Genomic DNA, 24,188 nt, shown 5'->3' on the forward strand with positions numbered 1-24,188 from the left:
GTATACGAAAGAAACGGCCAGTCTCGCAGGAGCGGAACACCATCATGGGCGGTCTTGATATCTCTTACGCCGGCGCCGCCGGCGCCGGCCTGCTCAGCTTCCTCAGTCCCTGCGTGCTGCCGCTGGTGCCGGCCTATCTCTGCTTCGTCGCCGGCACCACGCTCGACCGCCTGGTCTCCGAAGACGGCGTCGACCCCGCCATCACCCGCCGCGTCTTCGTCTCGGCGCTCGCCTTCGTGATCGGCTTTTCGACCGTCTTCATCATCATGGGCGCTTCGGCCTCGGCGCTGAACCGGATCATCATCGACAATATCGACATCATCGGCAAAGTGGCCGGTGCGGTGATCGTGCTCTTCGGCCTGCATTACATGGGCCTGCTGAAAATCCCGCTGCTCTACCGCGAGGCCCGCATCAACACCGTCGAGCGGCCGACCAGCATCCTCGGCGCCTATGTGATCGGTCTGGCCTTCGCTTTCGGCTGGACCCCCTGCGTCGGCCCGATCCTCGCCACCATCCTGACCGTGGCGGCCAGCCGCGACCAGCTCGGCTTCGGCGTCTCGCTGCTCGCCGTCTATGCGCTCGGCCTCGGCATCCCCTTCCTGCTGGCGGCGCTGGCGGTGAAGCCCTTCATGGCCTTCATGCAGAAGTTCAAGCGTCACCTGCACAAGGTGGAAATGGTGGCCGGCACACTGCTGGTGATCACCGGTATTCTCATTTTCACCAACAGCCTCGGGCAGCTCAGCTATTACATCCTCGACCTGTTCCCCTGGCTGGCGAAGATTGGCTGACCGCGACCTGACACAGCCTAAAAATATTTAAGCCGGAAAATGCGCAGTTGATTTGAATATGCAACTGCAGCCATAGCCCTGCCTTGCAGCGCTGCCCTAGCATGACGGTTCCTTCCACCATTTCCGGCGAGTATCCATGTCATCTCTGTCCCCGCCCCTGCGTTTCACCCTGCCGGCGCGCCTGTTCCACTGGACGATCGCCGCGATGATCGTGCTGCTCTATGCCACCGACTACCTGCGGGAAGCCGCCGAGCGCGGCAGTGCGCTCCGCACCACCATCCTCGCCGCCCATACCACCATCGGCATCCTGGTGCTCGGCCTGACCATCCTGCGCCTGGGCTGGCGGCTGCATGCCGGCGCGCCGGCGCCGCTCGGCCACAGCCCGCTGCTGCGCTTCGCCGCCAGCACCGGTCATGCCACGCTTTATGGCATCACGCTCATCATGCCGGTCTTCGGCTATCTGCGCCTGGCCACGCGTGACCAGGTCACCAGCTTCTTCGGCTTTCCGATACAGTCGGTGACCGGCAAGGTGCCCTGGCTGTACGACATCGCGCATTTCATCCATGGCGAGTTCGGGGAAATTTTCATCATCGTGGTGGTCGCCGGCCATGTCGCCGCCGCCCTGTGGCATCACTACATCATCCGCGACGACACGCTGCGCCGCATGATCTAGGCCGCGAGAGGCCGATTGCCGCTGGCCCGACTCGGGGCCGGTCGGCTATGCAAAAGGCATGTGCGGCCGCTACAGCCTGACCAAACCGCTCGACGACCTCGCGTCGTTCTTCGAGCTGTATGACCAGTCGCAGCGCCCCAATCTGGCGCCGCGCTGGAATATCGCGCCGACGCAGGCCAGCGCGGTCGTGCGTGCCGGCACCGAGGGCCGGCGCGAACTCGCCCTGCTGCGCTGGGGTTTTGCCGGACCTAACAATGCGCCGCTGATCAACGCGCGCAGCGAGACCGCCACCGCCAAGCCGACATTCCGCGAGGCTTTCGCTGCGCGGCGCTGCCTGGTGCCGGCCGACAGTTTCTATGAATGGCAGACGGTCGAAGGCCAGAAAGCAAAGCAACCCTGGCGGATCGGCCTGAAGGGCGGCGGCCTGTTCGCCTTCGCCGGCCTGTGGCAGGTCGAGTCCGCTTTCGATGGCGCCGCATGCTTCACCATCCTGACCACGGCGGCGAACGACTATCTGGCGCCGCTGCATGAACGCATGCCGGTGATCTTGTCACGCGAAACCTTCGCCCGCTGGCTCGATCCGGCGACGCGGGCGGATGCTTTGCACGCGCTGATGCGCCCTTATCCGGACGCGCCGATGGCGCGCTATCGCGTCACCGCGGCGGTGAACAGCGTGAAGACCGACGATGCCGCCTGCTTCGCGCCGCTCAATCCCGCCCTGAAGGTGGCCTGACGCCTTACAGCATCTGGCCGCCGTCGACCACGACGGTCTGGCCGGTGATCCAGCTTGCCGCCTGCGAACACAGGAACAGCGCCAGGTTGGCAACTTCATCCGGCCGGCCCATGCGGCCGAACGGGATGCCACTCAGGATCGCCTTGTAGAGCTGCGGGTTGCCGGTCTTCGCCTGGTCCCAGACGCCACCGGGAAACTCGATCGAGCCCGGCGCGATGCAGTTGGCGCGGATGTTCTGCGAGGCCAGCGCCGCCGCCTGGGTCAGGGTGTACTGGATCAGCGCCGCCTTCACCGCGCCATAGGGCGGCGTACGGGTGCTGGGCGCCAGACCCGAGATCGACGAGATATGCAGGATGCTGCCGCCGCCCGCCTTCTCGAGATGCGGGATCGCGGTCTGCGAGGCGCGCACGCTGCCCATCAGGTCGACATTGATCGAGGCGGCCCAGCCTTCCTCGTCATCGGTGCGGCCGAAACCCGAGGCATTGTTGACCAGGATGTCGATGCCGCCGAGGGCTTTCGCCGCATCCTCGACATAGCCGCGCACCGCCGGACCGTCGCCCAGGTCGCAGGGCGCCGCATGCACCTTGCCGCCGAGTGTCTTCAACTCTGCCTCGGTCTCGCGCAATGCGCCTTCCGAACGGGCACAGATCGACACAGCGGCGCCTTCACTGGCAAATCCCATGGCGATCCAGCGGCCGATGCCGCGGCTGCCGCCGGCCACCACCACGCGCTTGCCTTTCAGTCCGAGTTCCATACTCCGTCTCCTCCTGTCCTGAAGACGCCAGCTTGCGGCGGTCCGGCGACGGGCGCAACGGCCAGCCGCCAGCCTTGCCGTGACGGCACCCGGTGAAATCTGGTACGCTTCTTGCTGCCTCGACAAGGCCATGCTCCGGATCACGCCATGCCGTCCTATGCCAGCAGCCTGAACGGCACCCGCTACCGCTTCGACGACCTGAAGGCGCTGCTGGCCTGCGCCTCGCCGCTGCGCTCGGGCGACCAGCTTGCCGGCATTGCCGCCGCGCATGACGAGCAGCGCGTCGCCGCCAGGCTGGCGCTGGCCGATCTGCCGCTGCGCAGCTTCCTCGACGATGCCGTCATTCCCTATGAGCAGGACGAGGTAACCCGGCTGATCGTCGACCGCCATGATGCCGCCGCCTTCGCAGCCGTGGCACATCTGACCGTCGGCGGCCTGCGCGACTGGCTGCTGTCCTATGCAGCCACCCCGGAAGCGCTGGCCCGGCTGGCACCGGGCCTGACGCCGGAGATGGTCGCCGCTGTCTCCAAGCTGATGCGCAACCAGGACCTGATCGCGGTGGCGGCGAAATGCCGTGTCGTCACGGCGTTCCGCAACACGCTTGGCCTAGAGGGGCGGCTGGCGAGCCGGCTGCAGCCGAACCATCCGACCGATGATCCCGAAGGCATCGCCGCCGCCCTGCTCGACGGCCTGCTGTTCGGCATCGGCGATGCGGTGATCGGCATCAACCCGGCCGGCGACAGCGTGCCGGACGGCATCCGCCTGCTGGACCTGCTGGATACCGTGCGCCAGCGCTTCGATATTCCGACCCAGAGCTGCGTGCTCGCCCATGTCACGGCGACCCTGCAGATGATCGAACAGGGCGCGCCGGTCGACCTGGTATTCCAGTCGATTGCCGGCAGCGAGGCGGCCAACCGTGCCTTCGGCATCGACCTCGCCGTGCTGCGCGAGGCCCATGACGCCGGGCTGTCGCTGAAACGCGGCAGCCTGGGCGACAACGTGATGTATTTCGAGACCGGGCAGGGCAGCGCGCTGTCGGCCGATGCCCATCACGGCGTCGACCAGCAGACCATGGAGGCGCGCGCCTATGCGGTAGCCCGCGCCTTCCGGCCGCTGCTAGTCAATACCGTGGTCGGCTTCATCGGCCCGGAATACCTCTACGATGCCAAGCAGATCATCCGCGCCGGTCTGGAAGACCATTGCTGCGGCAAGCTGCTCGGCCTGCCGATGGGCGTCGATGTCTGCTACACCAACCATGCCGAGGCCGACCAGGACGACATGGACAGCCTGATGACCCTGCTGGGTGTGGCCGGCGTCAATTTCCTGATCGCGGTGCCCGGCGCCGACGACGTGATGCTGAACTACCAGAGCCTGTCGTATCACGACGTGCTCGGCCTGCGGCATCTGCTCGGGCGCAAGCCGGCGCCGGAATTCGAAGCCTGGCTCGGCCGCATGGGCCTGCTGGACGATCAGGGCCGCCTGCCGCCGCCGGCCGGCGACAGCGATGCCTTCCGCCGGCTGACCACTATGGGGCTGCCGTGACCACCCCCGTAAGCGACCCCCCCGTATATGATGCCTGGTCACGCTGGCGGTCAGCGACCCGCGCCCGTATCGGGCTGGGGCGCAGCGGCGACGGCCTGCCGACCACCGCCCTGCTCGACTTCCAGGCCGCCCATGGCCGCGCCCGCGATGCCGTGCATGGCGCGGCGGATTTCGCGAGCCTGGCCGATGCGCTGGCGCCCCAGGCGGTGATCGCCGTGCACAGCCAGGCCAGCGATCGCGCCACATACCTGCGCCGGCCGGATCTCGGCCGCCGTCTCGATCCCGCCGGCCTGCCGCTGCTGGAGGCCGCGCGTGGCGACTGGGATGTCGCTTTCGTCATTGCCGACGGCCTGTCGGCCCGGGCCGTCGCGCATCATGCCGTGCCGCTGCTGCAGACCTGCCGCGTGCGCCTCGATGGCTGGCGCATCGCGCCGGTCGTGCTGGCGGCGCAGGCGCGGGTGGCGATCGGCGACGAGATCGGCGCGCGGCTTGGGGCCGCCTGCGTCGCCGTGCTGATCGGCGAGCGGCCCGGCCTGTCGGTGGCCGACAGTCTCGGCGTCTACCTGACCTGGGCGCCACGGCCGGGCCGCAGCGATGCGGAGCGCAACTGCATCTCCAACATCCATGCCGACGGCTTGGGCTATGAGCAGGCTGCCGGCATGCTGTGCTGGCTGCTGCGCGCGGCGCGGCAGCGGCAGGTCAGCGGCGTCAGCCTCAAGCTCGACACCGCCGCGGCCGCCGCGCTCACATCATGAGGTCGCCGCCATTGACGCGGACATGCTGGCCCTTCAGGTCGCGTACCGACTTGCAGCCGCAGGCATGCGCGATGGCCTCGACATCATGCTGCACGGCGCGGGCGTAATTGGCGACGCGCACCGACTTGCGGGCCGGATCGAGGCCACGCATGAAGCGCGGGTCGTTCGAGGTCACCCCGGTCGGGCAATGGCCGGTGTTGCACTTCATCGCCTGGATGCAGCCCAGCGAGAACATGAAGCCGCGCGCCGAGACGACGAAATCCGCCCCCATGCAGATCGCCCAGGCGACCTTGTCAGGCGTCAACAGCTTGCCGGATGCGACCAGCCGGATGCGGTTGCGCAGATTGTAGTCGCGCAGGCGCTGCGCCACATAGGGCAGCGACTGCACGATCGACTGGCCGACATAATCGGCCAGCGGTGCCGGCGCCGCGCCGGTGCCGCCCTCGGCGCCGTCGATCTGGATGAAATCCGGTGCCTCGTCGGGCCGCTGCTGCAGATAGCCGAAAAATTCGTCGATGAACTCGTAGCTGCCGACCGCCATCTTGATACCGACCGGTTTCTCGGTCACCCGCCGCACCCGGTTGATCAGGGCCACCAGGGTCGGGATATCGGTGATGTCGTGATGGCGGCTCGGCGAGTTGGACGGCTTGCCGGCGGGAATGCCGCGAATCCCGGCGATCTCCTCGGTCACCTTGGTGGCCGGCAGGATGCCGCCGCGGCCGGGCTTGGCGCCCTGACTCAGCTTGATGCAGAACATGCGGACCTGCTCGTAATCGGCAATCCGGCGCAGCTTCGCTTCATCGAGATTGCCGTCCTGGTCGCGCACGCCGTATTTCGCGGTGCCGATCTGGAAGCAGATGTCGCATTGGCCCTTCAGGTGATAGGGCGACAGGCCGCCCTCGCCGGTATCCATCCAGATGCCGGCCATCGCCGCGCCTTCCGACAGGGCGGTCACCGCCGCCGAGGACAGCGCGCCGTAGGACATGCCAGAGATGTTGAAGAAGCTTTTCGGCTTGAACGGATGCTTGACGATGCCGCGGCCGATCCACTTGCCGGTGTAATCCTCGGCCTCTTCGTCATTCACCGGAAAGGCGGAATGCAGGAAGTAGATATGGCCCGGCTGCTGTGCATCGACCTCGGAACCGAAGGCGATGTAATTCGACACGCCCTTGGCCGAGCGGTAGACCCAGGCGCGGGTCAGGCGGTTGAACGGGCGTTCCTCCCAGTCGGCGGTGAACCAGTACTGGCGGAAATACTCGCCCAGATTTTCCATGATATAACGGAAGCGGCCGTAGATCGGGAAGTTGCGCCGGATCGCATGGTCGCGCTGGATCCAGCGGTCGTAAATATAATACCAGCCCATGGTGCCGGCCGCGAGCAGCACCACTGCGGCAAACAGATACCCGACCATGATTGTCTCCCACCCTGCCTGTACGCTGCATTGCCTCAGCAGCTTGGGGCAAGTTTAGCACACTCTGCAATAGAACCCGGCAATAGAACCGGGCAATAGAACCGGCAGCGCGAAACGCCCGGCCGCCGACAGCAAACCTGCAGCAAGGCTTCGGCCTGCGTCGGATGGCGCTTGCCCGACATGTTCGGCCGGGTCAGCCCGTCACGGGCAGCGGTGTCAAAGATGCCCCAGCCCATCCATTGTCTATTTTATAAGCATAATATGGCCCATTTTTTAATCAATTCTCCGCCTGCGCTATTATTACGCGATGTTAGTTCCAAAGTAGGATTGTATACAGACCACTCAGGATACACGGTAATGGCAGTGTCAGGGTTGGCTTTCCGCCATCCCGGCCGCTTCACCCGTGAGACGGGCAATCCATCCGTGCACGGCATGCATCCTGCAAAGGCCCAGGCAACCAAATCAGACTCCGTTTCGCCTCCGTCCCGCACATAGAGCAAAATCATGACAGCCCAGATGCATCATCTGCAGGTCCATAAACTGATCGATGACATCGAACAGGACGTGCAGCAGTTCGGTGCCACCAACGAAGAGATCGCCTTCCAGACTACCCTGCTGTCGCTGAATGCCTCGATCGAGGCGGCACGCGCCGGCGAGGTCGGCCGCAGTTTCGCCGTGGTCGCGCAGGAGGTGAAGGCGCTGGCCAACCAGGCCTCGACCAACTCCAAGCGTTTCCGCGAGGTGGTGCTGACCCGCATCACCGATTCCAAGCGCGCCGCCGAACAGATCGTCGGCCAGATCGTCAAGGACCTCGAAGGCCCGCGCCTGACCGACATGGCGCAGACCATGGTGCAGCTGATCGTGCGCAACCTCTATGAGCGCACCTGCGACTGCCGCTGGTGGGCCACCGACGACGCCATGTGGCAGGCGCTGGCAGAACCTTCCGACGAGCTGTTCGCCCGCGCCGGCGAGCGGCTCACCATGATCAACCGCTTCTACACCGTCTATCTCAACCTCGTGCTGGCCGATGCCAGCGGCCGCGTCGTCGCCACCTCGAACCCGCGGCAGTTCCCGCGCGTCGCCAAGGCCTCGGTGGCCCGCACCCAATGGTTCAGCGCGGCAATGCAGTCGGCGACCGGCGACGACTACATCGTCGACGATATCACCCAGAGCGCCAGCCACGACAACAAGGCGGTGGCGATCTATGCCGCGGCGGTGCGCAGCGGCGGCGAAATCCATGGCGCGCCGCTCGGCGTGCTCGGCGTCGTCTTCGACTGGGACAAGCAGGGCAGGAGCATCGTCATCGACGAGCCGAGCCTGAGCGAGGAGGAATGGAAGCGGTCCCGCGTGCTGCTGCTCGATGCCAAGCAGCGCATCATCGCCGCCTCCGACGGCCAGGGCCTGTACCAGCCTTTCCCGCTGAACACCGACGGCAAGGCGCGCGGCAACTATTACCTGCCCGACGGCAGCCTGGTCGCCTTCGCCCGCACCATCGGCTACGAGACCTACGACGGCATGGGCTGGACCGGCGTGATCGTCCAGCAGCCGCGCAAGGACTGACGCCGGTCTGCATTGTGATGTCATGCCCGGGCCCGACCCGGGCATCCCATTTTCTTCACTGCAGAAGGAAAACAATGGGACCCTCGGGTCAAGCCCGAGGGTGACGATGGATGTTTTCCCTGTTCGTCGCCTGCCCCACCGGTCTTCAGGCGGGCCGGCGCCACAGCCAGCTCAGCTCGTGCTTGTTGTTATGCATGTGCTGCAGCCGGCTGCCGGGGATGGCGGCGAAAGCCCGCGCCGTCTCGTGATCGGTCTCGCCCTGGAATTTCAGCGTGCACACCGCATTGCGCACCTGCCCCGCGGCCAGCCAGCGCTCGACCAGTTTCAGCAGTCGCGCCGGATAGCAGATCACGTCGGAACACAGCCAGTCGATGGGGCCGAAATCGCCGGGCTCCAGCGCAAAGGCACTGCCCTGCCGCCATTCCACGCCCGGCATCGCCGCCACGGCCGGCGCCAGCGGCGCCTTGTCGATGGCGATCACCGTGGCGCCCCGTTTTGCCAGCACCCAGGTCCAGCCGCCCGGCGAGGCGCCGAGATCGAGGCAGGTCTCGCCCGGCTGCGGCAGGCCGGCGGGCACGCCGCCGCCATGCTCCAGCGCATGGCGGGTCAGGGCTTCCTGGAATTTCAGATAGGCGCGGTTCGGTGGCCCCGCGCGATCCTCGACGAAGCGCCATTCGCCATGCGGCATCGGCGACAAACAGCGCGCCGCGTAGAGCATGCGGTCTGGCGCGGTCAGCGTGAAACTGCCGAGCGGCGCCGCCGGCACCGGCGCGCCGAAGACCGGCGGCTTGGCCGAGACATGGGGCAGCTTTCCGGCGATCAGGCTGGCGCGGCGGTGGTGCAGCGGCGCATAGGCCACCCAGTTGCGCTGGATCGCTTTCAGCTTCGCGGCGGCATCGCCGATGGACCCGATGGCGACCTCCTGCACATCGAACCAGGTATTGGCCGCCCAGGCAGCATCTATGACCGCATCGGCCAGCAGCAGCCGGCCATGCTCGGCCATAATGCGGCCGGCCAGCTCGTGGCGCAGCTGGTCTTCAAAGCCTTCGGCGGCGAGATAGCCGGTGATGGTCATGGCGGGTGTCCGGTTCAGGGAGGGTCCGGATAGCCGTCCACCGCCCCCCTGTCCACTACCATCCCTGCCGCCTCGCCGGCCGGCCCGTCCTGAAGCAGCGCACGGAAGAGAATCCGGCGCACCTCTTCTTCCATCGACACGCCGTTCCGGGCCGCCCGCAGGCGCAGCAATGCCTTAGCCTCGGCCGGAAGCCCGCGGATGCAGATTGCGACCATCCTCATCTCCTTTCCGGACTGACAGCCCCAATCGTGTCCGGTGTGGGCCGGTGCGGACCGTTTCTGACCGTTTCCGACCGCCGGCAACCATTTCCGACCGCTACGGCCCGGTTTCTGACCGTTCCGGATCGCTCCTGACCGTTACGGACGATTTCCGCCCACCGCCCGCTATCACTGATATCAGTGCTGTCAGGCCGCCAGCCGGCCTCACGACTAGGATCACACGCCAGATTTTAAGAACATATATCGTACATATACATGATTCAAGCCCGGCGCCGCCCGGTTTTTCCGCCCTGACAGCCCATATTGCCAAGCGGGGGAAAATCGCTATAGTCCGCGCCCTCACATAGCTCCTTGCTGGGTTTCCGTACGCGGGCCCGGCTAGGTCCGATCCGCCGGCACATGGGGTGCCGTCGTCGGGCCGCAAAAGCCAGAAGGAGAGCTGCCGATGGCGTTCTACGAGAACGTATTCATCGCGCGCCAGGACGTTTCGACCGCGCAGGTCGAAACCATGGTTGCGCAATTCAGCGAGATCATCAAAGGCCAGGGCGGCGAGGTCACCAAGACCGAGCAGTGGGGCCTGCGCAATCTCAGCTACCGCATCAAGAAGAACAAGAAGGGCCATTACGTCCTTCTGAACATCTCGGCCAGCGGCGGCGCCATTGCCGAGATGGAGCGCAACATGCGCATCCACGAAGACCTGCTGCGCTACCTGACGGTGCGCGTCGAGGCCCTCGAGGAAGGTCCGTCGGCCATGCTGCTGAACAAGGACCGCGGCGACCGTCCGGATCGCGGCGACCGTCCGCGTTTCGGCGACCGTGACCGTGGGGATCGTGGCGATCGCGGTGATCGTGGCGACCGCGGCGAGCGTCGCCCGCGTTTCGACCGTGACGAGCCCGCCGCTCCTGCCGTGGAGGCCAACTGATGTCGAGCTTTGGTTCCAAGCCCGCCGCCGGCGGCCGTCCGGCCGCCACCCGTCGCCCGTTCTTCCGGCGCCGCAAGACCTGCCCGTTCTCGGGCGCCAATGCGCCGAAGATCGACTACAAGGACACGAAGCTGCTGTCGCGGTTCATTTCCGAACGCGGCAAGATCGTGCCCTCGCGCATCACCGCGGTGTCGGCCAAGAAGCAGCGCGAACTGGCCCAGGCCATCAAGCGCGCCCGCAACCTGGCCCTGCTGCCGTTCGTCATCAAGTGAGGCCTGAGGCGGCCCTCCTGTGAGGACCGCCGAACGGAAGCCCCGGACATGACCCGCAGCCTGATCTTTGGCAGCCTCGCCGGCCTGGCGAGTGCGTTGCTGACGCTGACCGCCTCGAACGGTCTGCTCGGCTTCGTGCTCAGCTATCTGGCGCCGCTGCCCCTGCTGCTGGCCGGCCTGACCCATGGCGTACTCGCCGTGGGCATCGCCGGTGCAGTCGGCACGGTGATCAGCGGTGTGAACGGTCTGGCCACCGGCGGTGTCTTCCTCGCCACGTTTGCGGTTCCGGCCGTGATCCTGGTGCGGCAGGCGCTGCTCGCCCGGCCGGCCGAAGAGGCCGGCGCGGGTGCCGGAGCGGTCAGCAGCGGCGCGCTGGAATGGTATCCGGCAGGCCGGCTGCTGCTGTGGCTGGTGGGATGGGCGGCCGGCATGTTCGCCGTGGCGGTTATCGTCGCGGCCGGCCATGACGGCGGCCTGCCCGGCACCATCCAGCCGGCGCTGGAAAAGGTGCTGCTCGCCTTCCAGCAGGTCAGTGCCGACACGGCAACGCGCAACGCCGATCCGGCCGAGCTGGCTGCCACCCTGGCCCCGCTGCTGCCGTCGGCGATCGCCTTCGGCTGGCTGATGGTGATGGTGCTGAACGGTGCCCTGGCCCAGGGGCTTGCGGTGATGCTGAAGCAGAACCGCCGGCCCAGCCCGCAGTATCGCGCGGTGCTGCTGCCGCGGGTGCTGGTGATCCTGCTGGCGGTTGCCATCGCGGCGGCTGTCCTGCTGCCGCGCGGGGCTGCCTATGTCGGAATCACGATGGCAACGATTCTCGCCGTCCCCTACCTGTTGCAGGGGCTGGCGGTGATGCATGGGCTGGCGGCACGCACCGCCATGCCGGGTTTTCTGTTGGCCGCTTTTTACGCGGTTTTGGTGGCTGGCTCGCTGGGCGGTTTTCTGATCGCACTGGTGGTCATCCTTGGACTGATCGAAGAATGGGCGGGTTTCCGCCGGCGCCTTGCCGGGGCCGGAGCCAGCCGGGAGAAGGACTGATGCAGGTTATTTTGCTCGAACGTGTCGAGAATCTCGGCCAGATGGGCGAAGTGGTGAAGGTGAAGGACGGTTACGCCCGGAACTTCCTGCTGCCGCGCAAGAAGGCGCTGCGGGCCACCGATGCCAACAAGGCCGTGTTTGAAACCCAGCGTGCCCAGCTCGAGGCACAGAACCTGGCCAAGAAGGGCGAGGCCGAGAAGGTCGCCGCCAAGGTGGGCGACCTCAGCGTCACCCTGCTGCGCCAGGCCGGCGACAGCGGCCAGCTCTATGGTTCGGTCAGCGCACGCGACATTGCCGAAGGCGTCACCGCCGGCGGCGTCAGCGTCAACCGCAACCAGGTCGTGCTGTCGACCCCGATCAAGATGGTCGGTGTCTATGCCGTCAAGGTCGTGCTGCATGCCGAAGTCAGCATCGAGGTGAAGGTGAACGTCGCCCGCTCCGAGTCCGAGGCCGAGGCGCAGGTCAATGCCGAAAGCCTGCTCGACGAGGGCGTTGCCCTGGAGAGCGATGAGGCCGAGGCCGCCGCTGACGAAGGCGACGAGGCCGCCACGGCCTGATATCGCCGTGACATCGTGACGATGACGGTCCGGGCCGGCAGCAATGCCGGCCCGAGTCGTTTTCTCGTCCGTTCGGACGAGGCTGTGGATGACTTTTTTGCGCCGCCGGAAATGGCAGCAGTCATATCGACTTACGCAGTCGACTTACTCACAGCGAAATTCCGGTGGATAATACCCCGTCAATACAAATCTGGGGCTGGAACTCCCGGGCGGCATCGAAGTTAATGCCGCCCCGCACCGTGGTGTCGCCATAAAAGCGTCACCGCGCTGTCACGGGGAACCGCCTCAGAACTCGAACCGGGAAGACTTCCGCCATGGCCGTGGTGAGTCCATTTTCGTCGCCGACCGCCAACGACCAGGCCAGTGCCGCGCCCGCGGCGGGCGATGCCGCCTTCCGCGTCCAGCCCCATAACATCGACGCCGAGCAGGAACTGCTGGGCGCCATCCTGGTCAACAACGACGCCGCGATGAAGGTGTCGGGTTTCCTGCAGCCGCCGCATTTCTTCCACGAGGCGCACCGGCGCATCTACGAGGCGTCGCTGACCCTGATCGAGCGCGGCGAGATCGCCAATCCGGTGACGCTGAAGGCCTATTTCGAGCGCGACGAGGTGCTCGCCAAGGCCGGCGGCACGCCCTACCTCGCCCGCCTCGCCGCCGCCGCCACCACCATCATCAATGCCGAAGACTACGCCAAGGTGATCCACGACCTTAGCTTACGGCGCGAGCTGATCGGCATCGGCGAGGACATGGTCAACCGCGCCTATGACCCCAAGGTCGAGGAGCCGGCCACCGACCAGGTCGAGGAAGCCGAGCAGCGGCTGTTCAAGCTGGCCGACGAGGGCAGCTCGGAAGGCGGCTTCGTCTCGTTCAAGGATTCGATCCGGCAGTCGATCGAATCCGTGCAGTCCGCCTTCCAGAAGGGCGGCCTCAGCGGCGTCACCACCGGCCTGAAGGACATGGACCGCATGCTGGGCGGCATGCATTCGTCGGACCTGATCATCCTTGCCGGCCGCCCCTCGATGGGCAAGACGGCACTGGTCACCAACATGGCCTTCAACGCCGCCAAGAAGTATTTCGAGACCGATGGCGCCGAAGGCGCCCCGGTCGCCTTCTTCAGCCTGGAAATGTCGGCCGAGCAGCTCGCCACCCGTATCCTGTCGGAACAGACCCGCGTCCCTTCGGAGCGCCTGCGCCGCGGCGAGATCACCGACGACGAATTCACCCGCGAGATCGTCCCCAAGAGCCGCCTGCTCGAACAGATCCCGTTTTTCATCGACGATACCGGCGCCATCTCGATCGCCCTGCTGCGCAGCCGCGCCCGCCGGCTGAAGCGCACCCACAACATCGGCATGATCGTGGTCGACTACCTGCAGCTGGTGCGTGGCGCCAACTCCCGGCGCAACGACAACCGCGTGCAGGAAATCTCCGAAGTCACCCAGGCCCTGAAGGCGCTGGCCAAGGACCTCAACCTGCCGGTGATCGCCCTCTCCCAGCTCAGCCGCGCGGTGGAAAGCCGTGACGACAAGCGGCCGCAGCTGTCTGACTTGCGTGAATCGGGCGCCATCGAGCAGGACGCCGACGTCGTCATGTTCGTGTTCCGCGAGGAATACTACGAGATGCGCAAGCAGCCCTCCGAGGGCACCCCCGAGCATGTCGCCTGGCAGGAAAAGATGGATCGCATCCAGAACCTGGCCGAGGTGATCATCGGCAAGCAGCGCCATGGCCCGATCGGCCGCGTCGTGCTGCATTTCGAGAGCGCCTTCACCCGCTTCGGCGACCATGTCGCCGCCGACCACCTGCCCGAGGCGTTCTGAGCCGGGCCAAATATTATCGATTGATAATCAGCAGGTTATTGGAAAGTAACGGCCCTCTTTCGCATAAAAAAAGAGAATTATACCCCTGTGCCATTCTGTCGTTGGTAGTATCGCGCTGCCAAACAGAAGCTCCCGCCCGCCACCAGCGCCCCATCGGCCACATGGATCGGGACGGCAAGCCAATGCAGGGGAAACAGATGCAGTTCATGTCAAATATCAAAATCGGCACCCGCGTCATCGCGGTGCTGCTGATCTTCACCGCCGGCCTGATCGGCGTGGCCTGGGTCGGGTTCAACGGACTGCATGTCTATGACCGCAGCGTGCAGGATATGAAGGGCATGTCCGTTCGTTCCGTGCTGGCACTCAAGATCAACATGGCGATCTCCGACAGCGCCGCTACGGCCCGGACCATCTATGCCGGCAAGGATGCCCGGGACATCAGCAAGCAGACCGACGAGCTGCTGGCCATCACCGGCGGCATCGAGAAGCTGATCCCGCTCTACGAGGCTTCGCAACCGCCGGGCAGCCAGCAGGCCTTCCAGGCCCGCAAGGCCATGATGGAGGAGTTCGTCCGCTACCGCCGCGAAATCGCCCGGCTGGCCACCGGCCAGGGCGCCGCCGCCGCCGAGGCCTATGGCAACTCTCCGGAAGGCAATGCCCTGCGGGCCCGGCTCGGCAAGGATCTCGATGACGCCGTCGAGCGCAATGACAAGGGCATCGAGGCGGTGATGCAGCGTCTCCACGTCTTCATCGAGGAAGAGAGCGTATTGCTGCTCAGCCTGTCGGCGCTGATCATCCTGCTGTCGCTGTCGGCCGGCTTCGGCATCTCGCTGTTCACCATCACCCGGCCGATCAACAAGCTGGCCACCGGCATGCGCACGCTGGCGGACGGCGACACCGGCGTCGAGGTGTTCGGCGCCCGGCGCAAGGACGAGATCGGCGTGATGGCCAAGACCGTGCAGGTCTTCAAGGACAACATGATCGCCCGCGCCCGCGCCGAAGCCGATATCGCCGAGCAGCGGCGTGTCGCCGAAGAACAGCGCGCGGCCCGCGAGACCCGCGAGCGCAAGGCCATCGAGGAGATTTCCGCCCTCTGCGACAAGGTCTCGGACGGCGATCTCGGCACCCGGCTGAACGAGGCCGACAAGGAAGGCTTCCTGCTGACCATCAGCCAGCAGCTCAATACCCTGACCGGCATGCTGGGCGAGATCACCGGCGAGCTGGCCACCGTCACCGGCGGCATGGCCGACGGCGACCTGACCAGCAGCGTGCGCGGCAGCTATCGCGGCGTGTTCGGCACGCTGAAAGACAGCGTCAACGCCATGGCCGACAAGCTGCGTGACTTTGCCGCCAAGCTGAACGAGAGCGCGGGGACCGTCAGCGAAGCGGCCGCCGAAATCTCGACCGGCAGCCAGGACCTTGCCCAGCGCACCGAAAGCCAGGCGGCGTCCATCGAGGAAACGGCGGCGTCGATGCACGAGATCACCGCCACGGTGAAGCAGAATGCCGACAACGCCCAGGCCGCCAGCCAGCTTGCCACCACCGCGCGCGATGCCGCCGACAAGGGTGGCACCGTGATGACCAATGTGGTCGGCGCCATGGGCCAGATCGAGACCTCGGCCGGCAAGATCAGCGACATCGTCGGCCTGATCGACGAGATCGCCTTCCAGACCAATCTGCTGGCGCTGAATGCCTCGGTCGAGGCGGCCCGCGCCGGCGAGGCCGGCAAGGGCTTTGCCGTGGTCGCGCAGGAAGTCCGCTCGCTGGCCCAGCGTTCGGCCGATGCGTCCAAGGACATCAAGGCCCTGATCATCGCATCGAACAGCCAGGTCCGCGAAGGCGGCAAGCTGGTCGGCCAGGCCGGCGAAAGCCTGGGCGAGATCGTCAGCGCGGTGAAGAAAGTCTCGGATATCGTCTCCGAGATCGCCGCAGCCTCGCGCGAGCAGGCCACCGGCCTCGAGCAGATCAACACCGCGGTGGCGACGATGGACGAGATGACCCAGCGCAACGGCGCCCTGGTGGAAGAGACCTCGGCCTCGGCGCAGTCGCTGTCCGAACAGGCCCGCCAGCTCGCCGATCTGGTCGGCTTCTTCCACACCGGCGCCGCCGCGCCGGCCCGCAAGGCCACAGTCCAGACCGCCCGGACGACCGCATCGGTGACGCCGCTGCGCAAGCCGGCTGCCAAACCCGCCGCCGCCCTCAAGAAGACCGGCCAGACGGCCGAAGCTGCCGACGCGAACTGGCAGGAGTTCTGATCATGGAACGCTATGACGCCCTGCTGCTCAAGGCCGGTGACCAGACCTACGCCCTGCCGCTGCTGAAGATCCAGGAAATCCGCGGCTGGTCGCCGGTCTCGCCGCTGCCCGACACCGATCCAGGCTGCCTTGGGGTGCTTAACCTGCGCGGCAACGTGCTGCCGGTGTTCGATGCCCGCCGCATTCTCGGCAAGCCGACGCCGGAGCCGACGCCGCAGGATGTGATCGTGGTCGCCACCATCCATGACAAGCCGGTCGGCCTGCTGGTCGACAGCGTGTCGGATATCGTGTCGATCGACGGCGAGAAGATCAATCGCGCCGAGAATGGCGAGACCTGGGCTTCGCCGCTGGTGGACGGCGTCGCCACGGTCGAGGACCGGCTGGTGCCGCTGCTGTCACTGGAGACGATTGCCGGCAGCCGCCTGCCGGCCCTGCCGGATGCCATGGCCGCCTGATCCCCAAACCCTGCGCCGGACCGCCCCTTGCGGAATCCGGCGCAGGAAACGTGGCCCTGCGGCGTGAGGGGAGAGTGAGACAGCGGCGGTGACGGAAAACCGCCCTTCTCCGTCCCGCCTCACCCGAAGGAGCCCGCCATGTCCAAGTTCCGTCCCCTGCTTGCCGCCGCGCTGGTTACCGCCACCCTCGGCGGTGCCGCGATCACCGCCGCCCCGGCCGTCTTCGCCCAGGCTGCTGCACCGGCCGCCGCGCCGGCCGACCAGGCGATGCCGAAGCCGATGCCGCATCGCCAGCATGCCGACCATGCGGCGCCCGGCCAGTTCATCGAGGGTCGCATCGCCTTCCTGCGCACCGAGCTGAAGGTGACGCCGCAGCAGCAGCCGCTGTTCGACAAACTGGCCGATGAAATGCGCGGCACCGCCAAGACGATGGCGGCCCGCCACGCGGCCATGAAGACGGCCGACCACAAGCCGGCCTCGTCGCTGGAGCGCCTGGAGCGCCGCAGCGCCATGATGAAGACCGCAGCCGCCGACAGCGACCGCTTCCTCGCCACCTACAAGCCGTTCTACGAAAGCCTGTCGGATCCCCAGAAGAAGACCGCCGACCTGCTGTTCGCCCGCTTCGGCGGCATGGGCGGCCCCGGTGGCATGGGCGGCGGCCATCCCGGCATGCGTCGCCACTGATTGTGCTCCGTGCAGGGGGGCGCCACGGCGCCCCCCTGTCACAAACTGCCGGCTGTCACAAAATCCCGGCCCCGTCCGTCTGTGCTCCGTGGACCATAACCAAGGAGCCGACCGTGAGCCGCCGTCTCGATTACAAAGCCGCCGCCCCCGAGGGCGTCCGCGGCCTCTATGCCCCCCATAGCTATGTCACCGCCAGCGTGCCGCGCCCCCTGCTCGACCTCGTCTGGCTGCGCGTATCGCAGATCAACGGCTGCGCCTATTGCATCGACCTGCACAGCCGCGAGGCGGCCGAGCATGGCGCGCCTCAGCGCAAGATCCACAATGTCGCCGGCTGGTGGGAATCGCCGCTGTTCGATGATCGCGAGCGGGCCGCCTTCGCCTATGCCGAGGCGGTGACCCGGCTGACCGACCAGCGGGTCGCCGATGCGGCCTATGACACCGCGGCGGCGCAGTTCGACGCGAAGGCGCTGGTCGACCTGACCATCGCCATCGCGCTGATGAACGCCATGAACCGCATGGCGATCAGCTTCCGTCAGGGGCCGCCGGCATGAGGCAGCGGTTCAGCGCCGCCGCAGTTCCGCCAGCAGGATGCCGCCGATCACCAGCACCAGCGCCACGACGTGATAGGGCGACAGCACCTCGCCGATGAACAGCATGGCAAAGCCGGCGCCGAACAGCGGCATCAGGTTGGTGAACAGGCCGGCGCGGCCGGGTCCGATCAGTTCGACGGCGCGGATGAAAAAGATCTGCGACAGCAGCGACGGGAAGACCGCCACGAAGGCGAGCGCCAGCCAGCCCTTCCAGGTCGGCCAGAAGAACCCGCCGGCGGCGACCTCGACGCCGAGCACGGCCACCGAGGCGACTGCCGCCGTCAGCGCCAGCATGGTGAAGAACACCGGACTCGGCACTGCTGGCCGCTTGCGCAGCAGCACGGAATAGCCGGCATAGAGGATCGTCGCGATCAGAATCAGGATGTCGCCCTGGTTGACACTGAGCGACAGCAGGGTGGCCGGATCCCCCTTGGCCGCGGTGATCACCACGCCGGCGATCGAGACCAGCAGGCCGAGCCATTGCAGCGGCAGCACGCGCTGGCGGAACGCGAAGAACGCGCCGGCGAAGATCATCGCCGGCATCGCGGCATTGATGATGCTGATGTTGATGGCCGTCGTGGTATGCGCCGACCAGTAAAGCAGCATGTTGTAGGACGTGAAGCCCAGCGGCCCCATCAGCGCGAAATAGCCGAGCCGCGGCCGCAGCACCGGCCAGTGTTCACGCAGCCCGCGCCATGACAGCGTCAGCATGAAGCTGCAGACGATCAGCCAGCGCAGGCAGGTCAGCGTCGCCGGCGAAATCTCGCCGACCGCCAGCCGGCTGACCACCGAATGGCCGCCCCACATGGCCATGGTCAGGATCAGCAGCAGGTAGGGATTGTCGTACAGCCAGCCGACCGGCCCGGCAGGCGACTTGGCAGACGGCTTGGCGGACGGGGCGGCGGGTGAAGACGCGGACGCGGACATGAACCCCTCGGACGATGCGCCGGCCGCTGCCCCGGCGATCCGCCCGGTCAGCCGGCCATGCCGGTTGCGACAAACCGCCCTCTTCCGTGGCTCATCCCCGCTGGCGGTCAATCTGGCGCGGCAGACCCTATTCTGCAAGCACGCAAGGCCTCAGGCCTGTTCCTTTGCCGGCGGCTGGGCTAAACAGCCGCCATGACCGATTTTGGTGATCAGGCGACTCTGACCATCGATCTGGACGCGCTGGTCGCCAACTGGCGCCGGCTCGGCGCCCTGGCGCCGGCGGCCGAATGCGCCGCCGTGGTCAAGGCCGATGCCTATGGCCTTGGCGCTGCCCGGGTCGGCCCGGCCCTGTTCGCTGCCGGCTGCCGCCGCTTCTTCGTCGCCCATTCCGGCGAGGCGCTGGCGCTCCGCGCTGCCCTGCCCGCGTCAACCGGCGCCATCATCCATGTGCTGCACGGGCCCGGGCCCGGCGGCGAAGACGACCTCGCCGCCGCCGGCATCGTGCCGGTGCTGTCGACCCCGGGCCAGATCGCCGCCTGGCAGGCGGCGGCCCGCCGCGCCGGCCGCGCGCTGCCGGCCGCCCTGCATATCGACACCGGCATGAACCGGCTGGGCCTCACCGCGGCCGAGGCCGACCAGGTGACGGCCGATGCCAGCCGGCTCGACGGCATCGCGCTCGAGTTCGTCATGACCCATCTCGCCTGCGCCGACGAGCCGGAGCATCCGCTGAACACGCAGCAGCGCGACCGCTTCGCTGCCTGGCGGCAGCGGTTTCCCGGCCTGAAGGGCAGCCTGGCCAATTCGGCCGGTATCTTCCTCGGACCGGACTTCCATCACGACCTGCTGCGGCCCGGCATCGCGCTGTATGGCAGCAATCCGCTCGGTCCTGCAGCCGGCCCTCGCGGTGATGCGGCAAAAATGGCCCAAGTCGTTCACCTGCAAGGGAAAATCCTCCAGGTACGTTCCGTTGACAGCGGCATGACGGTTGGCTACGGTGCGGGCTATATCGTTGAAAAACCGAGCCGAATCGCCACGATCGCAATCGGCTATGCGGACGGGTTCACCAGGTCCCTGTCCAGCCGGGGCTTCGCCGTTATCAGAGGACGACAGGGCCACATGCGGGTGCCGATTGCCGGGCGGGTCTCGATGGATCTGATCACACTGGACGTGTCTGCCGTGCCGGACGGCGACTGCCGGCCGGGCGATGCAGTCGACCTGATCGGCGGTGGCGTCGATATCGACGCGCAGGCCGCGACGGCCGGCACCATTGCCTATGAATTGCTGACCCAGCTCGGCCGCCGCTATCGCCGCATCTACACGGGCGCCGCCGCATGACCAACCTGCTTGCGAACAACCCGCTCGCCGTCATCGGCCGCGTCATTCTCGAGTTCACGGCCGGGATCGGTCGCGTCGCCATCTTCACCTTCCACGGCGTCCGCCATGTCTTCGCGCCGCCGGTGTATCTGCGCCTGGTCGGCCGGCAGATGATGGTGATCGGCTATTTCTCGCTGCCGGTGGTGGGCCTGACCGCCCTGTTCACCGGCATGGTGCTGGCGCTGCAGATCTATCTCGGCTCGTCACGTCTGAATGCGGAGAGCGCCGTCGCCTGGATCGTCGTGCTCGGCATCACCCGCGAGCTCGGCCCCGTACTCGGCGGCCTGATGGTTGCCGGCCGCGTTGCTTCTGCAATGGCGGCAGAAATCGGAACGATGCGGGTGACCGAGCAGATCGACGCGCTGACCACCCTGTCGACCAACCCGTTCAAGTATCTGGTGGCGCCCCGCATCATTTCCGGCGTGGTGACCCTGCCGCTGCTGATCGTGGTCGCCGATATCATCGGCGTCATGGGCGGCTATCTGGTCAGCACCCACAAGCTCGGCTTCAACGCCGGCATCTACCTGAAGAACACCTTCGACTTCATGCAGACCCTCGATGTCGTCTCCGGCCTGGTGAAAGCCGCCGTCTTCGGCTTCATCATCGCGCTGATGGGCTGCTACCACGGCTTCCACTCCAGAGGCGGCGCCCAGGGCGTCGGCAAGGCGACCACCGATGCGGTGGTGTCGGCCTCGATCCTCATCCTGGTGGCCAACTACTTCGTCACCGAACTCTTCTTCTCGGGCAAATGAGCAGCGACGCGAAAATAGCCCTGAAGGGCGTCTCCAAGCGCTTCGGCAAGAAGGTCGTGCTGGACGGCATCGACCTCGAGATCCCGCGCGGCAAGTCACTGGTGGTGATCGGCGGCTCGGGCACCGGCAAGTCGGTGATGCTGAAATGCGTGCTCGGCCTGCTGCGCCCCGAACAGGGCCAGATCCTGATCGACGGCGAAGACGCCATGAAATTCGGCGCCGACCAGCGCGAGAAGGTGCTGCGCAAGTTCGGCATGCTGTTCCAGGGTTCCGCCCTCTTCGACAGCCTGAAGGTCTGGGAAAACGTCGCTTTCGGCCTGATCCAGGGCCGCAGGATGAAACGCGACCAGGCGAAACAGATCGCCCTCGACAAGCTGGGCCAGGTCGGCCTCGGCCCGGAAGTCGCCGAGCTGTCGCCGGCCGAGCTGTCGGGCGGCATGCAGAAGCGCGTGGCGCTGGCGCGCGCCATCGCCGCCGAGCCGGAGATCATCTTCTTCGACGAGCCGACCACCGGCCTCGACCCGATCATGGCCGACGTGATCAACAACCTGATCAAGGCCTGCGTGCAGCAACTGGGCGCCACCACGCTGAGCATCACCCACGACATGGCCAGTGCGCGCAAGATCGCCGACTACATCGCGATGATCTACAAGGGCAAGATCATCTGGCACGGCACGGCCGCCGAGGTCGACCACTCCGGCAACGCCTATGTCGACCAGTTCATCCACGGCCGCGCCGATGGCCCGATCCAGATGGAAGTGCTGAAGCCTTGAGTTTGCTCAACGCGTTCTCACAAACCGTCACCCCGGGCCTGCCCCGAGGTCCCGTTTCTCGGCCAACACAAAATGCGATCCCGGCTCTGCGCTGCGCTTCGGCCGGGATGACGACAATGGGCTTCTGATGGCCAAGGCCGCGGAGTCCTTTGTCTGCCAGTCCTGCGGTGCCGCCTACGGCAAATGGCAGGGCCGCTGCGACGCCTGCGGCGAATGGAACACCATCCTGGCGGAAGCGCCGAAAACCACCGTGCCCAAGGGCCTGTCGGCCGGCAAGGGCAAGGCGATCAATTTCGCCGCCCTGAGCACGCAGCCCGACACGGTGGTGCGCACGGTCAGCGGCATCGAGGAATTCGACCGCGTGCTGGGCGGCGGCCTGGTGCCGGGCTCGGCCATCCTGATTGGCGGCGACCCCGGCATCGGCAAGTCCACCATCCTGCTGCAGGCCGTCGCCCAGCTGGCGCGGCGCGGCACCACGGCACTGTATGTCTCGGGCGAAGAGGCGGTCGCCCAGATCGGCCTGCGCGCCCAGCGGCTCGGCCTTGCCGACGCGCCGGTGATGCTGGCCGCCGCCAATTCGCTCCGCGACATCCTCGCCGGCATCGATACGGCGATGGCCCAGGCCAAGGGCGGCCCGGCGGTGATCGTGATCGATTCGATCCAGACCATCTTCGCCGACAACATCGAAAGCGCGCCGGGCACGGTGAACCAGGTGCGCGCCTGCGCCCATGAGCTGGTCCGGGTCGCCAAGCGCTCGAACGCCGCCGTCTTCCTGGTCGGCCATGTCACCAAGGACGGCCAGATCGCCGGCCCCCGCGTGGTCGAGCATATGGTCGACACCGTGCTGTATTTCGAGGGCGAGCGCGGCCACCAGTTCCGCATCCTGCGCGCCGTGAAGAACCGCTTCGGCGCCACCGACGAAATCGGCGTGTTCAGCATGACCGATGGCGGCCTGTCCGAAGTCACCAACCCCTCGGCCCTGTTCCTCGGCCGCTCGGAGGCCGGCAAGGGCGAGCCGGTGGCCGGTTCTGCCATTTTCGCGGGTATGGAGGGCACCCGGCCCCTGCTGGTCGAGATCCAGGCGCTGGTCGCCCCCTCGCCGCTTGCGACACCGCGTCGCACCGTGGTCGGCTGGGACACCGGACGGCTCGCCATGGTGCTGGCCGTACTGGACGCGCGCTGCGGCTTGCGTTACTCCGGCTGCGACGTCTACCTCAACGTCGCCGGCGGCCTGCGAGTCGTCGAGCCGGCCGCCGATCTGGCGGTGGCTGCCGCCCTGCTGTCGGCCCTGGCCGACACCCCGGCGCCGGAACGGACGGTGTTTTTCGGCGAAATCAGCCTGGCCGGCGAGGTCCGGCCGGTCAGCCAGTCCGAGTCGCGGCTGAAAGAGGCCGCCAAACTCGGCTTCGAGCATGCGGTGATGCCCGCTGCAGCCAAAACGAAGGTCAAGGGCATCGGAACGAGCGAATTGATGCGCCTGAACGAACTGGTCGAACTGTTCCCCGCCGCCCGGGCCGCCGCCAAACGGGCGGCCGCCGGGCGCGACCGGTCCAGCTGGACCGGCGAAGACGAATGACGGCGGAGGGCTGAACCGATGTCGTCCCTGCCGATCAACCCGGTCGATCTGATCGTCATTGCCGTGCTGCTGCTGTCGGCGCTGCTGGCGCTGTTCCGCGGCTTCGTCAAGGAAGTGCTGGGCATCGCCGGCTGGGTCGCCGCGGTGGCGGCGACGATCTTCTTTTTCCCTATTGTCCGCGACATCGTACGCTCCTATATCGACTCACGCCTGATCGCCGATATCGTCACCGGCGCCGCGATCTTCCTGCCGACCCTGATCCTCTGTTCGCTGCTCACGCACTGGATTTCCGAGCAGGTGCGGGCGTCGGCGGTTTCGGCAGTGGACCGCAGCCTCGGTTTCCTGTTCGGCCTGGCCCGCGGTGCGCTGATCGTGATGGTGGCCTGGTGGGTTGCCGATCGCCTGATGCCGCCGCCGACCCAGCCGGCCTGGCTGCTGGAGGCCCGCACCCGGCCGCTGGCGGAACTGGGCTACACCTGGGGCACCGACCTGATCCTGCGCCAGCTCGACCCCGGGCGGGTGCCGGCAAAACAGGCGGCACCGGCGGCGCAGGCCATGCCGGCGCCCAGTTACCAAATGCCGGCCGCCGGCACTGACTCGCGGCCGCAAAACGGTTATAAGACCGAGGAACGCCGGGGCATCGAAAGCCTGATCCACGATCAGGACAAGCCTTGAAGCCGCAACCGCCGC

At 66.8% G+C, this 24,188-nt stretch carries 25 protein-coding genes; 20 read left to right on the top strand and 5 right to left on the bottom strand.

Annotated features, from left to right (window positions below):
• Positions 1–44: 44 nt before the first annotated feature.
• The 3 genes from ACFOOQ_RS22105 to ACFOOQ_RS22115 all read left to right on the top strand — a co-directional run bounded on the left by ACFOOQ_RS22105 (position 45) and on the right by ACFOOQ_RS22115 (position 2,194).
• The gene (locus ACFOOQ_RS22105) at positions 45–788 is read left to right on the top strand and encodes a cytochrome c biogenesis CcdA family protein (protein ID WP_379729874.1); all 744 of its coding nucleotides are present in this window, start codon (positions 45–47) and stop codon (positions 786–788) included.
• Between the two features lie 136 nt (positions 789–924).
• Positions 925–1,461, top strand: a complete 537-nt coding sequence (locus ACFOOQ_RS22110; protein WP_379729875.1) for a cytochrome b — start codon at positions 925–927, stop codon at positions 1,459–1,461.
• Between the two features lie 58 nt (positions 1,462–1,519).
• The gene (locus tag ACFOOQ_RS22115; RefSeq protein WP_379729876.1) at positions 1,520–2,194 is read left to right on the top strand and encodes an SOS response-associated peptidase; all 675 of its coding nucleotides are present in this window, start codon (positions 1,520–1,522) and stop codon (positions 2,192–2,194) included.
• A gap of 4 nt (positions 2,195–2,198) precedes the next feature.
• Here ACFOOQ_RS22115 and ACFOOQ_RS22120 read toward each other — a convergent pair whose 3' ends face one another.
• Positions 2,199–2,948 (bottom strand): SDR family NAD(P)-dependent oxidoreductase, encoded by a 750-nt coding sequence (locus ACFOOQ_RS22120; RefSeq protein WP_379729877.1) that lies wholly within the window; start codon positions 2,946–2,948, stop codon positions 2,199–2,201.
• 147 nt (positions 2,949–3,095) lie between these two features.
• On the opposite strand from ACFOOQ_RS22120, the gene ACFOOQ_RS22125 reads away from it, so the two are divergent.
• Both ACFOOQ_RS22125 and eutC read left to right on the top strand, forming a co-directional pair.
• Positions 3,096–4,490, top strand: a complete 1,395-nt coding sequence (locus tag ACFOOQ_RS22125; protein WP_379729878.1) for an ethanolamine ammonia-lyase subunit EutB — start codon at positions 3,096–3,098, stop codon at positions 4,488–4,490.
• Complete coding sequence (gene eutC, locus ACFOOQ_RS22130) at positions 4,487–5,245, top strand: ethanolamine ammonia-lyase subunit EutC (protein WP_379729879.1); 759 nt, start codon at positions 4,487–4,489, stop codon at positions 5,243–5,245. The genes ACFOOQ_RS22125 and eutC overlap by 4 nt, the downstream gene beginning before the upstream one ends.
• On the opposite strand, the gene ACFOOQ_RS22135 is transcribed toward eutC, so the two are convergent.
• Positions 5,235–6,656 carry an FMN-binding glutamate synthase family protein gene (locus ACFOOQ_RS22135; RefSeq protein ID WP_379729880.1) on the bottom strand — a complete coding sequence of 474 codons (1,422 nt, stop codon included), beginning with the start codon at positions 6,654–6,656 and terminating at the stop codon, positions 5,235–5,237. The two genes, eutC and ACFOOQ_RS22135, sit on opposite strands and share 11 nt — an antisense overlap.
• Before the next feature lie 504 nt (positions 6,657–7,160).
• Between ACFOOQ_RS22135 and ACFOOQ_RS22140 the strand changes: the two genes are divergently transcribed.
• Positions 7,161–8,216, top strand: coding sequence for a methyl-accepting chemotaxis protein (locus ACFOOQ_RS22140; protein ID WP_379729881.1), 1,056 nt, complete (start codon positions 7,161–7,163; stop codon positions 8,214–8,216).
• Between the two features lie 145 nt (positions 8,217–8,361).
• Here ACFOOQ_RS22140 and ACFOOQ_RS22145 read toward each other — a convergent pair whose 3' ends face one another.
• Together ACFOOQ_RS22145 and ACFOOQ_RS22150 are read right to left on the bottom strand one after the other, a co-directional pair.
• Positions 8,362–9,291 (bottom strand): SAM-dependent methyltransferase, encoded by a 930-nt coding sequence (locus tag ACFOOQ_RS22145; protein WP_379729882.1) that lies wholly within the window; start codon positions 9,289–9,291, stop codon positions 8,362–8,364.
• Positions 9,292–9,305: 14 nt separating this feature from the next.
• Positions 9,306–9,506 carry a FitA-like ribbon-helix-helix domain-containing protein gene (locus ACFOOQ_RS22150; protein WP_379729883.1) on the bottom strand — a complete coding sequence of 67 codons (201 nt, stop codon included), beginning with the start codon at positions 9,504–9,506 and terminating at the stop codon, positions 9,306–9,308.
• Positions 9,507–9,954: 448 nt separating this feature from the next.
• Between ACFOOQ_RS22150 and rpsF the strand changes: the two genes are divergently transcribed.
• The 9 genes from rpsF to ACFOOQ_RS22195 all read left to right on the top strand — a co-directional run bounded on the left by rpsF (position 9,955) and on the right by ACFOOQ_RS22195 (position 18,057).
• Positions 9,955–10,431, top strand: a complete 477-nt coding sequence (gene rpsF / locus ACFOOQ_RS22155) for a 30S ribosomal protein S6 (protein ID WP_379729884.1) — start codon at positions 9,955–9,957, stop codon at positions 10,429–10,431.
• Complete coding sequence (rpsR, locus tag ACFOOQ_RS22160; RefSeq protein WP_379729886.1) at positions 10,431–10,703, top strand: 30S ribosomal protein S18; 273 nt, start codon at positions 10,431–10,433, stop codon at positions 10,701–10,703. The genes rpsF and rpsR overlap by 1 nt, the downstream gene beginning before the upstream one ends.
• A 48-nt stretch (positions 10,704–10,751) precedes the next feature.
• Positions 10,752–11,741 carry a DUF2232 domain-containing protein gene (locus tag ACFOOQ_RS22165; RefSeq protein WP_379729887.1) on the top strand — a complete coding sequence of 330 codons (990 nt, stop codon included), beginning with the start codon at positions 10,752–10,754 and terminating at the stop codon, positions 11,739–11,741.
• Positions 11,741–12,298 (top strand): 50S ribosomal protein L9, encoded by a 558-nt coding sequence (gene rplI, locus ACFOOQ_RS22170; protein ID WP_379729889.1) that lies wholly within the window; start codon positions 11,741–11,743, stop codon positions 12,296–12,298. Before ACFOOQ_RS22165 ends, rplI begins: the two co-directional genes overlap by 1 nt.
• Before the next feature lie 314 nt (positions 12,299–12,612).
• Positions 12,613–14,112, top strand: coding sequence for a replicative DNA helicase (locus ACFOOQ_RS22175; RefSeq protein WP_379729890.1), 1,500 nt, complete (start codon positions 12,613–12,615; stop codon positions 14,110–14,112).
• 206 nt (positions 14,113–14,318) lie between these two features.
• Positions 14,319–16,367, top strand: coding sequence for a methyl-accepting chemotaxis protein (locus tag ACFOOQ_RS22180; RefSeq protein WP_379729891.1), 2,049 nt, complete (start codon positions 14,319–14,321; stop codon positions 16,365–16,367).
• A gap of 2 nt (positions 16,368–16,369) precedes the next feature.
• Positions 16,370–16,822, top strand: coding sequence for a chemotaxis protein CheW (locus ACFOOQ_RS22185; RefSeq protein ID WP_379729892.1), 453 nt, complete (start codon positions 16,370–16,372; stop codon positions 16,820–16,822).
• Positions 16,823–16,960: 138 nt separating this feature from the next.
• Positions 16,961–17,506 (top strand): Spy/CpxP family protein refolding chaperone, encoded by a 546-nt coding sequence (locus ACFOOQ_RS22190; protein ID WP_379729893.1) that lies wholly within the window; start codon positions 16,961–16,963, stop codon positions 17,504–17,506.
• 113 nt (positions 17,507–17,619) lie between these two features.
• Positions 17,620–18,057 carry a carboxymuconolactone decarboxylase family protein gene (locus ACFOOQ_RS22195; protein WP_379729894.1) on the top strand — a complete coding sequence of 146 codons (438 nt, stop codon included), beginning with the start codon at positions 17,620–17,622 and terminating at the stop codon, positions 18,055–18,057.
• A 9-nt stretch (positions 18,058–18,066) separates the two neighbouring features.
• Here the strand turns inward: ACFOOQ_RS22195 and ACFOOQ_RS22200 are convergent, their stop codons facing one another.
• On the bottom strand, positions 18,067–19,023 hold the full coding sequence (locus ACFOOQ_RS22200; protein ID WP_379729895.1) for a DMT family transporter: 957 nt from the start codon (positions 19,021–19,023) through the stop codon (positions 18,067–18,069).
• A 192-nt stretch (positions 19,024–19,215) separates the two neighbouring features.
• On the opposite strand from ACFOOQ_RS22200, the gene alr reads away from it, so the two are divergent.
• From alr to ACFOOQ_RS22225, 5 genes are all read left to right on the top strand, one after another.
• On the top strand, positions 19,216–20,358 hold the full coding sequence (alr, locus tag ACFOOQ_RS22205) for an alanine racemase (protein WP_379729896.1): 1,143 nt from the start codon (positions 19,216–19,218) through the stop codon (positions 20,356–20,358).
• Positions 20,355–21,149 (top strand): MlaE family ABC transporter permease, encoded by a 795-nt coding sequence (locus ACFOOQ_RS22210; protein WP_379729897.1) that lies wholly within the window; start codon positions 20,355–20,357, stop codon positions 21,147–21,149. The genes alr and ACFOOQ_RS22210 overlap by 4 nt, the downstream gene beginning before the upstream one ends.
• Positions 21,146–21,922: an ABC transporter ATP-binding protein gene (locus ACFOOQ_RS22215; protein ID WP_379729899.1), complete on the top strand. Its 777-nt coding sequence runs from the start codon at positions 21,146–21,148 to the stop codon at positions 21,920–21,922. Before ACFOOQ_RS22210 ends, ACFOOQ_RS22215 begins: the two co-directional genes overlap by 4 nt.
• 127 nt (positions 21,923–22,049) lie before the next feature.
• The gene (gene radA / locus ACFOOQ_RS22220) at positions 22,050–23,498 is read left to right on the top strand and encodes a DNA repair protein RadA (RefSeq protein WP_379729901.1); all 1,449 of its coding nucleotides are present in this window, start codon (positions 22,050–22,052) and stop codon (positions 23,496–23,498) included.
• Positions 23,499–23,516: 18 nt separating this feature from the next.
• A complete protein-coding gene (locus ACFOOQ_RS22225; protein ID WP_379729903.1) occupies positions 23,517–24,173 on the top strand; it encodes a CvpA family protein in 657 nt (218 codons plus the stop codon).
• The last annotated feature ends 15 nt before the right edge of the window (positions 24,174–24,188 follow it).

It is taken from the genome of Ferrovibrio xuzhouensis (assembly GCF_042648965.1).
In the GTDB taxonomy this organism is placed as follows: domain Bacteria; phylum Pseudomonadota; class Alphaproteobacteria; order Ferrovibrionales; family Ferrovibrionaceae; genus Ferrovibrio; species Ferrovibrio xuzhouensis.